Raw genomic sequence first — 14,920 nt, 5'->3', positions numbered from 1 at the left:
CGACGAGATTCCGCGATGACTGACGACAAGCTTTGCTTGATATGTAATCACAGCATTTCCGTCACGGATCGATAGCTAGGATGGGAGGCATGAGTGATCTGAGCACGTTGAATCTTGAGCCGGGCGAAGTGGTGGGTGGCTACACGCTGATCTCGCGGCTCGGCTCGGGGGCCATGGGATCGGTGTGGCGCGTGCGCGACGACGGCGGGCAATCCTATGCGATGAAGATTCTGCGTGATTCGCTGGCCGACGACACGGATTCATCGGCCGGCAACCAGGGGGCTGCCGCAGACCCGGATCTGAAAGAGAATGTGACACCGCGCGAGCGACTGCGCCGCGAGGCCTTGGCATTGAAGAAAATCAACCATCCCGGCGTATGCGGCATTGTGGATATGGAGCTCGACGATTCGCTGGCGTTCATCGTCACCGAACTGATCGACGGCAAGAATCTGCGCGACGATGTGGCAGCTAACGGGCGATATACGGGCGACGATCTGGAGCGTTTGGCCCGCAAACTCATCGAAGCGGTGCGGGCCGTGCATGCGGCCGGCATTGTGCACCGCGACATCAAACCCACCAATGTGATGGTGAGCGCCTCCGGGCCGGTGCTGGTGGATTTCGGCATCGCCATGGGCGAGGGCGAAAGCCATGTGACCCGCACCGGGCTGGTGATGGGCACACCAGGGTTCATCGCCCCGGAAATCATCGAGGGTGCCGAATCCGATGAGACAACCGACTGGTGGTCGGTGGCCTCGGTTCTGGCGTTCGCGGCTACCGGCGCACCCGTATTCGGCACGAAGCCGATGATGGCGGTGTTGGAACGCGAGGCCCGCGGCAACGCGAATCTCACCGGTCTGCCAGCCGGCACGATGGCCGCCTTCCGTTCGGCGCTCAGCCCTGATCGCACCCAACGCTGTTCGCCGGATCAGCTTTTGCAGGCCATCGCATTCGACGCATGGCACAGCCAATCCAATCCGTTGGGTGGTGCTGCCGCCGGCGCGCCCACTATTGCGACCCTAAGCGCGGCCAATGGGGAAACAGAGGCGATGCCCCCTTTTGGTTTGGCCGGTTCAGCCGGTTCCGCTGACACTGTCAGGTCCGCTGGCACTGTCGGTTCCGCTGACACAACCGGTACTGCCAATATCGTCGATATCGACAATCCACGAACCCTATGGCGTGCGTCTGATGCACTGCACGGCACCGGCGCGCCTGTGTCAACGCTTGACGCAGGACCAACGCAGGTGCTCGCCGACGTCACAACACCGCTGGCTGATACCACCACACCAATGGCTGGCACTACCTCCTCCCCCGATGCCACCACACCATTAGCTGACGCCACCGCACCGCTAACCGGCGCTACCACACCCCTGACCAGTGCCACCACACCACTGGCCGAGCGCACAGCAGTAATGCCATCCTTCACGCCGCAACCAGCCCAACCCGCTATGTCACAGGCCACACTGCCGCTCAACCCGCAGCAACCGTACCCCGGTTTCCCCGGTGCCCCGCAGCCACCCGCCGTAGCGCCTCAGGTGCGCCCGGCATTGCAGAACATCATCGACCACACCGCCCAAGTGGCACCCACCGAGGCGATGATCCAGCAATCCGCGCCCAACCCCGCCGATCTGAAACGCGGCTCATATCTTCAACGCGCCACGCTGCCGATACTGCTGCTGGCTCTTCCCCTGGCCATTCTTGCGGCCATCATGCCACTGGCCGCCGTTACGGCATCCGCTGCAATAACCTGGCTGCTACTCACGCTGGGATGCAATGCCGAATCCCAGCTGGAGAGAGAATCGCGCCGTGGCGGCACGCGCAAATCCGACACCTGGATTCGCGCGGCATCACTGCCTTGGCATGTGGTCAAAGCCCTGCTGATGACGATTCCGCGCACACTACTGGCAGTCATCATCGCACTGCTCTGCGCGGCGGCCGGCACACTGGTGCTGAACCTGCCCACACAAATCCTGCTGTGGCCCATCAATCCCAGCGGCAGCTGGACGATTCCCCTCCCTCTGCTTACCGATATATCCAACTCTTTTTCGGGCATAACCCTAGGTTGTGCGATGGCCGTCGGCTGGCTGGTCTCCTCATTCGGCCCGCAATCGATGCTGCTGCGTCTGGGCGCAGGCGTGATGCGAGGACTCGCGCGCAAACAGCCGGCGGATAATCCTTCACCGCTCACCTTCGACGGCGCTCCCGCACCAACGCCCCAACCCACACCCCGACATAGCGGCCGCAGCGCCATGCTGCTGACACTGTGGGCTATCGTTACAGCGCTGCTGGGTGCGATGATACTGCTGGGAACATCAATCAGCTGGGCCCCTTTGATCTGACTCCTGCGGCCTGACTTCCCCGCGAACCGGCTCCCCTAGCCTGACGTCACCTCGACTGTATCCTGACTTTTACATGGAATTCACGTTCAATCCGCTCTGAGCAGACCTAGGCTCAGGGCTGGTCGTTATTATTGGGCCACAGCATATTGCTTACCAAAGGGGATCACATGGCAGATCAGAAACGCCAAGTCAAGAGAACCACGCGCGCCGAACGCCGCGAGGCCGAAGCCGCCGCGGCACGCGCACGTGCCGAGCAGGCCGCCAAGGAGCGCAAGCAGCAGACCATCATCGGCTGCATTGTGGTGGCGTTGATTGTGGTGCTGGTGGCCATCGCCGGATTCTTCGTATGGCGGGCCATACAGCCAAGCGGCGACGATCAGTCCAGCGCACAAAGCGTCGACGAGGCATACACCGCCATGCAGCAGGTTGAGCTCAAACCAGCCAAGGCCAATGACAAGGCGGGATTCGTCATTTCCAAGAACGGCTACGACGACAAGGTGAAGGACGCTCCCACCGTTGCCATCTATATGGAACCGTTGTGCCCCGGCTGCGCCAGCATCAACCGTCAGCTCGACCCCACGCTGATCAAACTCATGCAGGCCGGCCAGCTCAATATTGAACTGCACTTCCTGAACTTCCAGAACAACAAGAGTTCCGACGACTATTCCAACCGTGCGTTCAACGGTGCCATCTACATCGCCGAGCATGACGACGACCCGGAGCATCTGCTGGAATACATCGCCAATATCTACGCCGAGGACTTCCAGCCCGGCGAGCTGTCCAATTACACGCCCACCGACAACACCAAGCTTGAGGAGCAGGCCGTTAAGGCCGGCGTCAGCGAGGAAGTGGCTGCCCAGGCCTTCAGCGGCGACAACGAGTACGTGGAATGGCTCACCGCCTCGAACAACTACACGATTCGTCGCCCTGAGCTGTTCAATTCCAGCGGCAACTTCTCCTCGCCCACCCTGACCATCAACGATCAGTATTGGAAGACCACGGACGTGTCGTTGGCGGATATGACCTTGGTGGATGGCTTCCTCAAGTCCATTGGTCTGGATGCTGACCAGGTCGGCAAGGAAGGTGCTATGCCCTCGATCGGTGCGGATGGCAAGCCGATCTCACTGACCGAATAGCACTTACCAATAACCTCCAAACAACCAACGGACACAAAAGAATCTATGTGCTTTATCGCACCCAGTGGTCATTCAGCGACCATTATTGGCGTGATAAGGCACACCGTGTGGTCAGTTGAATTGACCAACCGCAACCAGCTGGTAAGCTGGTCATGTTTGAAAACAGCGCATCATTATCATGATTACGCTGTGAGAACAAACAAGCCTCTTTAGCTCAGATGGCCAGAGCGGCCGCCTTGTAAGCGGCAGGTCGTCGGTTCGATCCCGACAAGAGGCTCGTCGCGCATGAAAAGGGCGTATTATGTGTGATACGTAGCTTTTCTACGCAAGAGTCTTACCTTGGGTAAGTACTCCAGGAGCCTTCCCCCCAACTACGGGCTTCCTGGAATGAGGGCGGAGCGTCCCCCAACCAGCTCCGCGCCTAAGGGGGCGGGAACATCCCCTTCTCTCCCGCCCCCTTTTTCTTTACCTTGTTGAAGGGTATAGACCATCTTGCAGGTGTTGGTGTGGTGATGGTGGCGAGAGGGAAAACCACTATTCCTCCTGAGCCGATACGATGGAGCCTTAGCATATTGGCAATTCAGACTCTATAACAGCCCAATCAGGGAGGGACTATGACAAGGCGTTGGACACCGCAGCGGTTCGCGATGTTGCGGCGCATTCGCGTAGCCGCGTGCGTGATTAGTCTGAGCGCGGCAATGATCGGCAGTTTCGCCTTTACCGCCCGCAAAACCGTGGCGTTAACCGTCAATGGCGAAACCACCACTGTCAGTACCTATGCGATGACTGCCACCCGCTTGTTGCAAGAGCAGGGCATCGACGTCAAAACACATGATCTGGTCGAAACCTCGTCCGGCGACCATTTGGCCAACCATGCCGTGGTTACCGTGCGTTCCGCTTATCAGACCACCATCACCATCGACGGCGTTCAGGTGCCGTTCTGGACCGTGGCCACCAGCGTCGACCAGCTGCTTGGTTTCTTTGAAGAGAACGAAACCAACGCCGCCTCCATCACCGTGGATATCGATAACGTCTACAATCAGCTCACCGGCGGCCTGGTGATTAACGCCAACGGACCGGTTACCGTCATTGCCGACGGCAAAAGTTCCGTGGCCCCCAACGGCAAGCTGCCCGCAGCCTCGATTCTTGATTCCAAAGGCATCACGTTGAACAAGGAGGATCGCGTCAGCGTCGAAAAAGATAATGGCACCACGATTCTGCGCGTGCAACGCGTCACCCATGGCCAAGAAACACGCACGGTTTCCGTGCCGTTCTCCACACAGACGATTGTCGACTCGAGCTTGGCGGCAGGTCAGGTGGAGATTCGCCAGCAGGGTGTTAACGGCGAGAAAACCCAAACGCTGAACGTCACCTATGTGGATGGTGTGGCGGAATCCGAAACAGTGGAGTCCGAAACCGTCACCACCATGCCCGTCGATCAGATCGTCGCCGTGGGGCCGTCTACATCGGGCAGCACCGGTAATTCCGGCACATCCGGCAGCCAGTCCGGCAGCGCTTCGGGTAATGGATCCACCGCAGGTTCGTCCGGTACCACCTCAGGCAACAGCAGCACCTCCGGCAATTCCGCTGGAGGCACGACGGGCGGGTCCACTACCTCGCCCAATGCATCCGGCAATACCGGCAATAGCAATACCGGCAACAGCGGCAATAGCAATACCGGCAACAGCGGCAACGATAATACCAGCGATAACAACGCAACAGATACGCCGTCCGACACCCCCAACGCCGATACCAACGACACTCCATCAGACAATACCGGATCCGGCGACACCGGCGGCAGCACCGGCAATACCACAACACCTTCCGGCCGCCTCTGGCATCCGACACCGGCCCAAGCGCAGGCCTATGCGGCAGGAGCGGCGGCCCAGCGCGGCTGGACCGGCAACGAATGGGATTGCCTGCTTAAACTCTGGATGCGCGAATCCAGCTGGCTGTGGTACGCGGAAAACGCCAGTTCCGGCGCCTACGGCATTCCTCAGGCGTTGCCGGCCGACAAAATGGCCGCCTTCGGCGCGAACTACCGGGACGACGCCGCCGTGCAAATCGACTGGGGATTGTCGTATATAGCCCAGCGGTACGGCAGCCCATCCGAAGCATGGCGTCATTCCGAAGAGGTCGGCTGGTATTAGCGCGACGCCGCCGCACAAGACAGCACAACACAGGTCATTGAAGAGAAGTTGAGGATAGTCATGGTCACCGATACTGCCGAACAGGTCGCCGTTCCAGCCTCCGGTCAGCCGCGAGAGACCGCACACCTGCTGGGTGCGGCGGATATTCGCCGTATCGCAGCCGATGCGGGCATCAGCCCCACCAAGAAATTCGGGCAGAACTTCGTCATCGATCCTGGTACCGTGCGCCGTATCGTGCGCGAAGCCGGTGTCACAGCCGACGATCATGTGATGGAAGTGGGGCCGGGCCTGGGCTCGCTCACCCTGGCGATTCTCGAAACCGGTGCCACGATGACCGCCGTGGAAATCGATCCGCCGCTGGCCGAACGCCTGCCGGGCACCATCGCCGAGTTCATGCCCGATGCTTCGGATCGTTTCACTGTGGTCAATCGCGATGCCCTGACCGTCTCCCCGGCCAATCTGCCTGATTTCAACGATGATGACTCGTTCACGCTGGTGGCCAATCTGCCGTACAACGTGGCCACGCCAATCCTGCTCACATTGCTGGAACGCTTCGATAATCTCGGCTCGTTCCTGGTGATGGTGCAAAAGGAGGTGGCCGACCGTCTGGCCGCCAAGCCCGGCTCCAAAATCTACGGCACCCCAAGCGTCAAACTCGCTTGGTACGGCACCGCGGAGCGCGTGGGCACCATCGGGCGCAACGTATTCTGGCCGGCACCGAATGTAGATTCCGCTCTGGTCAAATTCACCCGCTACACCGCCGATGATGCGCAAGCACCCTGCAATGGCCCCGATGCGCCCGATCGTGAACTGGTGTTCCGCTTGATCGATGCCGCCTTTGGCCAGCGACGCAAAACCCTGCATGCGGCACTGAAAACCATAGTGAGCGCCGAAGCCTTCGAATCGGCCGGAATCGACCCGACCCGACGCGGCGAGACGCTGACCATCGACGAATTCGCAGCATTGGCCCACGCCGTCGCCGCACATACCACGGCGTCGGCAGACACTGCAGATACTGCCGACACATCCGAAGCCGACGGCGAGGTGGCCCGATGACTCCCGTAGCCACCCGCATGCGTCCCCTGCCTGTTCAGGAACAAAGCAGCCAATCGCACACCACTGCCACAGTGAGCGTCGATTGCCCTGCCAAAACCAATCTGACGCTGCATGTGGGCCCCACCCACGACGAGTGGGGCGGCAGACATGAACTCGATACCATCTACTGTGCCGTGGGCGTCTATGACACCGTAACAGCCACCGCCAAAATGCCGGGCGCTGGTTTTTCGCTGGAATTGGAAGGCGCGCATCTGGGTGATTTGGCCTCATCCAGCAGTGATATGCGCCGCAATCATGCGGTGCTGGCCCTATTCGCCATGGCGCAGGCCGCCGGCCGCGATCCGGATGTGGCCCTGACCATCACCAAGCGCATCCCCGTAGGTGCCGGCTTGGGTGGTGGATCGGCCGATGCCGCCGCCACGCTGCTGGCCGTCAATCAGTTATGGGGACTGAACTGGACCATCGAACAGTTGCGCCCCATCGCCGCCACCCTAGGTGCCGATATGCCGTTCTGCTTAAGCGGCGGCTACGCCCAGGGCACTGGCTTTGGCGAACGCATCACAGCAATCGACCCACAGCAGCTCATCGACCAGGGGTTCGCCGGTGATGTGCTGGTGGGTGCCTATCAGTCGCAGCTGAGCACCCCTGAGGTGTATCGCACCTTTGATGTGGTGGGTGCGGGAGCAGACGACCGCAATCATCTGCAGGCGGCCGCAATCAGCTTGCACCCACGCTCCGGTCATGCCATCGACGCCGCCCGTGAGGCGGGCGCACGACATGCGTTTATCTCCGGTTCCGGCCCTTCGGTGGTGGCATTCGTTCCGGATGACGCCACAGCGCAACGTGTTATCGAAGCCTGGCGAACAGCCGAGCTGGTGGATCGCATCATTCGCGCCAAGGCCCCCGCACACCCCATTATCGGCGTCACGCAGTGACGCTAAGGTAACAGCAAGCCCACAATCGAAGGGAAACAACGATGATGCAGGTTGATGAACGCGAGGCGCGCAAGGCGTATGTTCGCCGCAAGCAGACAATCGTATTCTCCATCAGCGGTGCCGTAATGGCGGTGGTGTTCGTCATCGCCTTGTTGTTCAACATGCACGTGTTCGGACTGGGATTGGTGTCCACGCCTGTCGCCGAACCGAACTACGGCAACACCGCACCCTGCGCGGTCAAGGGAGAAGACGGCAAGGCCAGGTATGTGGCCAACGGTTCCGTAGGCGTGCGCGTGCGCAACGGCACCAATCGCTCCCAGTTCGCCAAGGCGGTGAGCGAGGCGCTGGCCAACCGCGGTTTCACCATCACCGTGGTCGATAGCTACTCCTCCACCACCGTAGAACGCACCATCATCTATTTCGGCAAGAACGCCATCAATCAGGCCTACACGTTGGCCGGCAACTTCACCGATGCCACGATGGTGATGACGGCGCGCGAGGATCAGCTGATCGACGTGGTGCTGGGTGCCACATTCAGCGATTTGAAGGAATTGTCGTCCTCGCCGCAGGAAGGCAAGGAAATCACCGAGATCAGCAACTGCGTGGCTGCCGATTCGATGACCGATCTGCCGGCTGACGATGAGCACGACGTGTATCCTGCCGCTCAGTAAGTAAGACACAGCCATACATACAACCAACCATACCTGTGTACGAAAAGCCGGGGATTCTTGTTCAGGAATCCCCGGCTTTTCGCATGTATCCCACGTTGGTTATTGCATGATTATGGTTCCGCGGACCGGCTCGCGCAAGCTCGCACCATCACGCACCATCACGCCGGTTGCTGCTCGGCATACCAACGTTTAAGCTCGGCCACCGCCACATCATGCTCTACCGGCCCATTATCCAGACGGTATTCCAGCATGTGCTTATAGGCGCGCCCGACCATGGGACCGGGCTCCAGACCCAATAGTTCCATGATTTCATTGCCGTCCACATCAGGGCGAATCGCGTCGAAGTCTTCCTTCTTCTTCAGTTCGCGAACGCGCTCCTCCATCTCATCCATGGCCTGGGAGAACACCAGTGCCTTGCGCTTGTTCTGGGTGGTGGCGTCCGCGCGGGTCAGGCGGTTGAGCCGCTCATAGAGGTGGCCGGCGTCCTTGACGTAGCGCCGCACGGCCGAGTCGGTCCACGGCTCATCCACATAGCCGTGGAAGCGCAGATGCAAATCCACCAGTTCGGACACATCCTCGATGAGATGGTGGTCGAAGCGCAGGGCGCGCAGACGCTTGCGGGTCATTTTGGCGCCCACCGCGTCATGATGGTGGAAGCTCACCTTGCCGCCCGGCTCGAAACGTCGCGTTTTCGGCTTGCCAATGTCGTGCATGACAGCCGCCAGACGCAGCGTCAGGTCAGGGGCCGGCACCGGGCCGTCCGGACCGGTTTCCAGCGCGATGGCGCGTTCCAGCACAATCATCGTGTGCTCGAATACGTCCTTATGACGATGGTGCTCGTCGATTTGCAGCTGCAGCGCCGGGATTTCCGGGAAGACAATATCCGCCAAGCCGGATTCGACCAACGCCTCCAGTCCGGCGCGCGGACGGTCGGAAAGCAGCAGTTTGGTCAGTTCGTCGCGTACGCGTTCGGCGGAGACGATATCGATGCGATCCTTCATCTCGCTGATGGCAGCGGCAGTGTCGGGCACGATGGTGAAGCCAAGCTGGGCCACAAAACGCACCGCACGCATCATGCGCAGCGGATCATCGTCGAACGACTGATAAGGGTCGACCGGGGTGCGCAACACACCCTTGGCCAGATCGCTGGCACCGCCGAAAGGATCCACGAATTCCAGGTCGGGCACGCGCAGGGCCATCGCGTTGACGGTGAAGTCGCGGCGTGACAGGTCGCCTTCCAGCGTGTCGCCGTAATTGACCTCGGGTTTGCGTGAATCGGGATCATAGGTATCCGAACGGTAGGTGGTCACCTCCACCTTGACCTCGGTGCCATCCTTGCGCCGGCGCATGGCACCCAGCGTGCCGAATTTACGGCCCATGTCCCAAAAACCGTCATGCCCCCAACGGCGCAGAATCGGTTCGAATTGTTCGGGTCTGGCGGATGAGCAGAAGTCCAGGTCGTGACTGGGCCGGTGCAGGAGCAAATCCCTGACCGGACCGCCGACCAATGCCAGCTCATAGCCCTGTTCGGCGAACATTCGGCCAAGTTCGATGGCTTCGGGCCATACTTCGAAAACCAAGGCACACCTTTCCGTCATAATACGTTTTTCTGCCCTACCAGCATACCGTTACCCCACCTGCACACAGAATTGAGTAAGGTGGAGAGCATGATTACACCCGCCGACCTTGCCCGCATGCTGGGGCAAACTGCCAACTCGGCGGATAACCATACCCAAGCCCAGTTGTTCTATACCTCGGAAACACCGCGGAAATCCGCCGATTCTGAGCCTATTGACGCTGCTGGGAGCGCACATCGAGACAGCACTGAAAGCGATGAGCAAGACGCCCACACTGCCGCGCCGGCATCTTATGCGCATGATCAAGAAGAGCTTTCTGAGGCTGTTCAGCACTCGGCGACGCGCCCGGCGCACCCGACTCCGGCAACCGTATTCGGGATGCGGGCCACGGTGACCATCGCCACCGCCAGCGAAACCATCGAGGGACAAAGCGATGACATCGCCGCCGAAGCGGATGCCGATACGGTCGCAATCGCAGTATCGGCCGCGATCGAAACCTCCATCACGCAACCGGTCGAACAACAATCCTCACCGGCACATCCGACTCCGGCGACGGTGTTTGGCAGGCGTTCGCAGCATACACTCACACGTCGCACGCCACGTGGCCCTTCCCCCGCCATGATGCCGCAGCGCCGCAAGTCGGATAATCCCACCACGTTCGCCTCGCTGGATGCGCAGGAACTGCCCGTGGTGCGCGAATATTCGGCTGGCGGGCTGATTTTCGATGATCAGAATCGTGTGGCGATTATTGCCCGGCACTCACGCTCCGGGCATTTGGAATGGTGTTTGCCCAAGGGCCATATTGAACGCGGAGAGACGCCCCAGCAAACCGCTGTGCGCGAAGTGCATGAGGAAACCGGCATTCTGGGCGAGGTCATCGATTCGATAGCCACCATTGACTATTGGTTCACCGGCAGCACGCAGCGCGTGCACAAGCTGGTGCATCATTACGCGCTTCGGCAGATCGGCGGCTCGCTGACTGTGGAGGGCGATCCCGATCATGAAGCAGAAGACGCCATCTGGGTGCGTTTTGAAGATCTTGACGACGTGTTGAGCTACCCGAACGAACGCAAAATCGCATGGCTTTACGCCAAAAAGAAGAAGAACAGGCAGGCAAACGAGTGAATCTACCCGCACGCCACGGTATTCGCATCATGCGCGCCCTTGCGGCGGGCCTCGCCCTTGTGGCGATGCTGGCTGCCCCCTTAAGCGCCCGCGCCGAAGATGCCAACGGCACAGACACGCAAACCGCAACCTCCGAATCCCAGTCTTCAACGCAGGCTGCAACACTGACCATCACGCAGACCACGCCTGTGGTCACCAGCACGTCGGGGTTCCATATCAAGGTTTCCATAACCAATAACAGCAACGAAACCACACCTGCAGGCACATTGAAGGTCAGCACCAATACGCTGTTCACCTTCGTGTCCCGCTCCGACATCCAAAACTGGGCCGAAGGCAACGCACCCATCCCCACCCCTGATGAACTGGGTTCCGCAAGCGTGCCGGCCATGCCGGCCGGTGATTCGGTTACCGTCAGCGTAGATGTGGACAGCAACCAGCACACGCTGGCTTCCATCCCCTCATGGGGCCCAAAGCCGCTGCTGGTGTCTTATAGCACCACAAACGAGCCACAAGGCGAACAACAAGCGGAGACACAAGCCGAAACACACAGCTTCCTAACCCGCTCAGGCGACGGTCTGACCACCGCCAAAACCCCGGATATGAACCTCACCGTGGCTTTGCCGCTTACCGCAGACAGTTGGCAGGTCGACGGCACGGTGATCAACGAACTGGTCGCCGATACCGACGAAGGCACCACTTCGGCACTGGTCGCCGACGCTGGCGATCATTCCCGCACCCAAACGCTGTCCAAACATCAGCAGCTGCAGGTGGTGGCCGATCCCAGCTATCTGGAGGCCATACAAACATCTCAGACGCAGGCGACGCAGACAACAAACGCGCACAATGCCAAGGAATCTGTAAACTTTGCCGGTTATGCCGGCATCATGCAGCCCTCTGATTTCGACATCACCACCTATGGTTCGCTGAACGACGCTGAGGCTTATGAGAGCGCCGGCATCTACACGGATCAGTGGTCCGCCAAACAGGCGTTGAGCAGCTACCGTTCCGCCATAGGCGACAATCAGGCTTCGACCGACACCTACGCTTGGCAGGGCGATTCCGGCTGGTCAATGGAAGCGCTAACAGCGGCGCGTGAGCAAGGCTATAGCACAGTGATCGCCGATTCGTCCTTTGATGAGGAGCGCACGGCCACCGTGCATACCGGCACCTATGTGGTCAACACCGAGGCGGGCGACGTCACCGTGCTCAAGGAGCAGCATGAGCTCAGCACGCTGACCCACGGCCAGGCCACCAGCGATGATGCCACAGCGGAAACCAGCGATGCCGGCCGACTGGCACGTCTGCTTGCGCAAAGCGCGTTCTATCAGATGGAGCAGCCCTACACCGAACGCTATCTGCTCACCACCTTCGACCGCAACGCTTCCGCCGAATGGATCGAGCAGGTGATGAGCGCGCTGGAACAGGCCGACTGGCTCAACCTCACCGATTTGCACACCATGGCGCAGGCTGATCCCTACAGCGTAAGTGACAGCGTGAATCTCGCGCAGGATGATCAGGATGCGCAAAGCGAAAGCTCCGAGGATACCGAAAACGCCCGTTCCGATGTCGGTGACACGCGCTCCGCACTGAAGCAGCTGACCGCCAGCCGTCACGACATTATGCGCATGGCTACCTCCGTGCTGAAAAACGGTGTGGATGTGGATGCCTTGTCCGATCCGCAGGCATTGGCACGTCAGGATGCCAGCAGCACCGCCCAGCATGACACCGACCCCACCGCATGGATAGGCTCTCTGCTGGCCGCGCACGATGCCATGGCCCTGTGCGCCATGGATGGCGACAGTGATACCGGTAATCGTCAGCAGATGGTCACCGGCGCACGCACGCTGGCTGACACGCTGCTCAGCGGCGTGGTGATCACGCCGTCCGAATCGGTGTCCGTGTTCAGCGAATCGGCACAGATGCCGGTGACGGTAAGCAACGAACTGCCGTATGCGGTGGGAGTGCAGGTGAATTCGATTACCGATTCGATGCAGATCGTCACGTCCAGCACCAACGAACTGGATATTCCGGCACGCTCCGACGCCCAGGTGGCGTTCACCATCCGCGTGTCTACCTCCGGCTCCACCGTTGCGCATGTATCGCTGGCTGACCGGCAGGGGCAGCCGTTTGGTGCCACGCAGGACACACCGATTACCAGCGTGCTGCGCATTAGCGATATGTCCGGCTTTATTATCATCGGCTTTGCGGTGCTGCTTGGCATCGTGGGCCTGTGGCGTCAATTCAACCGCACAAAGGATCCCGACGAATGAGTTCCACGGTAGGGCGTAATTCCCTGATCATGGCCAGCGGCACGGCCGCCTCGCGCGTCACTGGCCAGCTGCGCACCATACTGCTCGCCGCAGCCATTGGCACCACCGGTTTGGCGGCCAACGCCTATCAGGCCGGCTCCATGATTCCCCAATCGGTATTCACGTTGGTGTCCGGCGGCATTTTCAATGCGGTGCTCGTGCCGCAGATCGTACGCACCATGAACGAGAAAGACGCCCAGGAGCGCCTTAACCGTCTGGTCACGCTGGCCATCGCCATCCTGCTCGGTATGACGGCGATTATGGCCATCGCCACTCCCCTGCTCACCCGGTTGTATGTGGGCAGCACCAATCCGGATATGATTGCGCTCACCAACGCCTTCACGCTGTGGTGCATGCCGCAGATCTTCTTCTACGGCCTGTACACCGTGTTGGGCCAGATATTGGCGGCCAAGGATCATTTCGTCACCTACGCGTGGAGCTCCACCGGTGCGAACATCATCAGTTGCGCCGGCTTCGGTGCGTTCATCCTGCTGTTCGGCAAAGCCAACGAACAGCCGTTGGGATTCTGGACGACGGATAAAATCGCTCTGACCGCCGGCGCCTGGACGTTGGGCGTGGCTTTCCAAGCTCTGATCCTGTTCGTGCCGATGGCCCGCGTCGGATTCAAGTACCGTCCGCAGTTCGGGCTGGGCGGCTTCGGTTTGCGGGCTATGGGCCCGGTTGCGTTGGGCTCATTGGGCGTGGTGGCCGTCAGCGAAATCGGCGGTATCATGCTCACGCGCATTGCCACATCCGCTCCGGAACTGGCGCAGCTTTTCAATGGTGCCAACCCATCCGGCATCGCAGGCAACGCCACCTATCAGAATGCCTATACGCTGTTTATCCTGCCGTATTCGCTGATTGCGGTATCGGTATCCACCGCAATGTTCCCGAAAATCTCACGCTCCATCGCCGACCATAATTTGGACGAAGCCGCTCACGATCTGACCGGAGCACTGAGCACTGTGGGACTGATGATCTGCTTCTTCGCCGCCGCGATGGTGGTGTATCCGGAGGCCATCATCCGCGCACTGCTGCCGTCGGTATCCATGCAGGAAACCATGCTGATCTCCTACGCGCTGACGGGCCTGTCATGGGCGCTGCCGCTTGGTTCGGCCGTGCTGCTGGTGCAACGTACCTTCTATGCCTTCGAGGATGGTCTGCATCCGTTCCTGACGACGCTGGTCCAATACATCGTCGTTATCGCGCTGATGATCGGCGTTTCTCAAGTATTGCAGCCCGAACACTGGGTGACGGGCATCTCCTACTGTGTGAGCATCGGCAGTGCCGTAACACTGGTGACGATGATGTGGATGTTACGTAGAAAATTCAACCGTCATATGGGAGGCGCCACGGTTGCCCTCACCTATGCGAAAGCCTATGGCGCCGCCGCCGTGGCCGGAGCGGTGGCCTGGTTGCTCAAGACCCCGATCGCCACCCTGTTCGGTGCGTCCATCACCCCTCAAGACGGCCATATAAGCTGGTTTGCCGCGATAGGTATCGCCGCCGTGCTCACCATTGTGCTGGCTGTGGTCTATCTGGCTGCGCTCTGGCTGCTGCGCGTCAAGGAACTGGCTGACATGCTTACGGTTGTGCGCAGGCGTTTGGGGCGCTGAATAACGACT

10 protein-coding genes and 1 tRNA gene are annotated in these 14,920 nt (G+C 60.2%); 10 read left to right on the top strand and 1 reads right to left on the bottom strand.

Going from position 1 to position 14,920, the window contains the following annotated elements; genetic code table 11:
- The first annotated feature begins 80 nt into the window (after positions 1-80).
- The 7 genes from G1C95_RS10165 (at position 81) to G1C95_RS10135 (ending at position 8,284) form a co-directional block, all read left to right on the top strand.
- Entirely contained in the window at positions 81-2,336 is a 2,256-nt protein-coding gene (locus tag G1C95_RS10165) for a serine/threonine-protein kinase (protein WP_169172826.1), read from the top strand.
- 167 nt (positions 2,337-2,503) lie between these two features.
- Positions 2,504-3,472 (top strand): DsbA family protein, encoded by a 969-nt coding sequence (locus G1C95_RS10160; protein ID WP_169172825.1) that lies wholly within the window; start codon positions 2,504-2,506, stop codon positions 3,470-3,472.
- Positions 3,473-3,675: 203 nt separating this feature from the next.
- Positions 3,676-3,749: transfer RNA gene (locus G1C95_RS10155), tRNA-Thr, on the top strand.
- A 337-nt stretch (positions 3,750-4,086) separates the two neighbouring features.
- Positions 4,087-5,622, top strand: a complete 1,536-nt coding sequence (locus G1C95_RS10150) for an aggregation-promoting factor C-terminal-like domain-containing protein (RefSeq protein WP_169172824.1) — start codon at positions 4,087-4,089, stop codon at positions 5,620-5,622.
- A gap of 60 nt (positions 5,623-5,682) precedes the next feature.
- The gene (rsmA, locus tag G1C95_RS10145) at positions 5,683-6,678 is read left to right on the top strand and encodes a 16S rRNA (adenine(1518)-N(6)/adenine(1519)-N(6))-dimethyltransferase RsmA (protein ID WP_169172823.1); all 996 of its coding nucleotides are present in this window, start codon (positions 5,683-5,685) and stop codon (positions 6,676-6,678) included.
- A 17-nt stretch (positions 6,679-6,695) separates the two neighbouring features.
- Positions 6,696-7,613, top strand: a complete 918-nt coding sequence (locus G1C95_RS10140) for a 4-(cytidine 5'-diphospho)-2-C-methyl-D-erythritol kinase (protein WP_417852272.1) — start codon at positions 6,696-6,698, stop codon at positions 7,611-7,613.
- A 41-nt stretch (positions 7,614-7,654) separates the two neighbouring features.
- A complete protein-coding gene (locus G1C95_RS10135; RefSeq protein WP_169172821.1) occupies positions 7,655-8,284 on the top strand; it encodes a LytR C-terminal domain-containing protein in 630 nt (209 codons plus the stop codon).
- A 158-nt stretch (positions 8,285-8,442) separates the two neighbouring features.
- On the opposite strand, the gene G1C95_RS10130 is transcribed toward G1C95_RS10135, so the two are convergent.
- Positions 8,443-9,864 (bottom strand): CCA tRNA nucleotidyltransferase, encoded by a 1,422-nt coding sequence (locus tag G1C95_RS10130; RefSeq protein WP_169172820.1) that lies wholly within the window; start codon positions 9,862-9,864, stop codon positions 8,443-8,445.
- An 87-nt stretch (positions 9,865-9,951) separates the two neighbouring features.
- On the opposite strand from G1C95_RS10130, the gene G1C95_RS10125 reads away from it, so the two are divergent.
- The 3 genes from G1C95_RS10125 (at position 9,952) to murJ (ending at position 14,911) form a co-directional block, all read left to right on the top strand.
- Positions 9,952-10,986 (top strand): NUDIX domain-containing protein, encoded by a 1,035-nt coding sequence (locus tag G1C95_RS10125; RefSeq protein WP_169172819.1) that lies wholly within the window; start codon positions 9,952-9,954, stop codon positions 10,984-10,986.
- Between the two features lie 65 nt (positions 10,987-11,051).
- The gene (locus G1C95_RS10120; protein ID WP_169172880.1) at positions 11,052-13,256 is read left to right on the top strand and encodes a DUF6049 family protein; all 2,205 of its coding nucleotides are present in this window, start codon (positions 11,052-11,054) and stop codon (positions 13,254-13,256) included.
- Positions 13,253-14,911, top strand: a complete 1,659-nt coding sequence (gene murJ, locus G1C95_RS10115) for a murein biosynthesis integral membrane protein MurJ (protein WP_240947532.1) — start codon at positions 13,253-13,255, stop codon at positions 14,909-14,911. The genes G1C95_RS10120 and murJ overlap by 4 nt, the downstream gene beginning before the upstream one ends.
- The last annotated feature ends 9 nt before the right edge of the window (positions 14,912-14,920 follow it).

Source organism: Bifidobacterium oedipodis (assembly GCF_012932425.1).
In the GTDB taxonomy this organism is placed as follows: domain Bacteria; phylum Actinomycetota; class Actinomycetes; order Actinomycetales; family Bifidobacteriaceae; genus Bifidobacterium; species Bifidobacterium oedipodis.
This window is presented reverse-complemented; position numbering and strand designations above follow the sequence as displayed.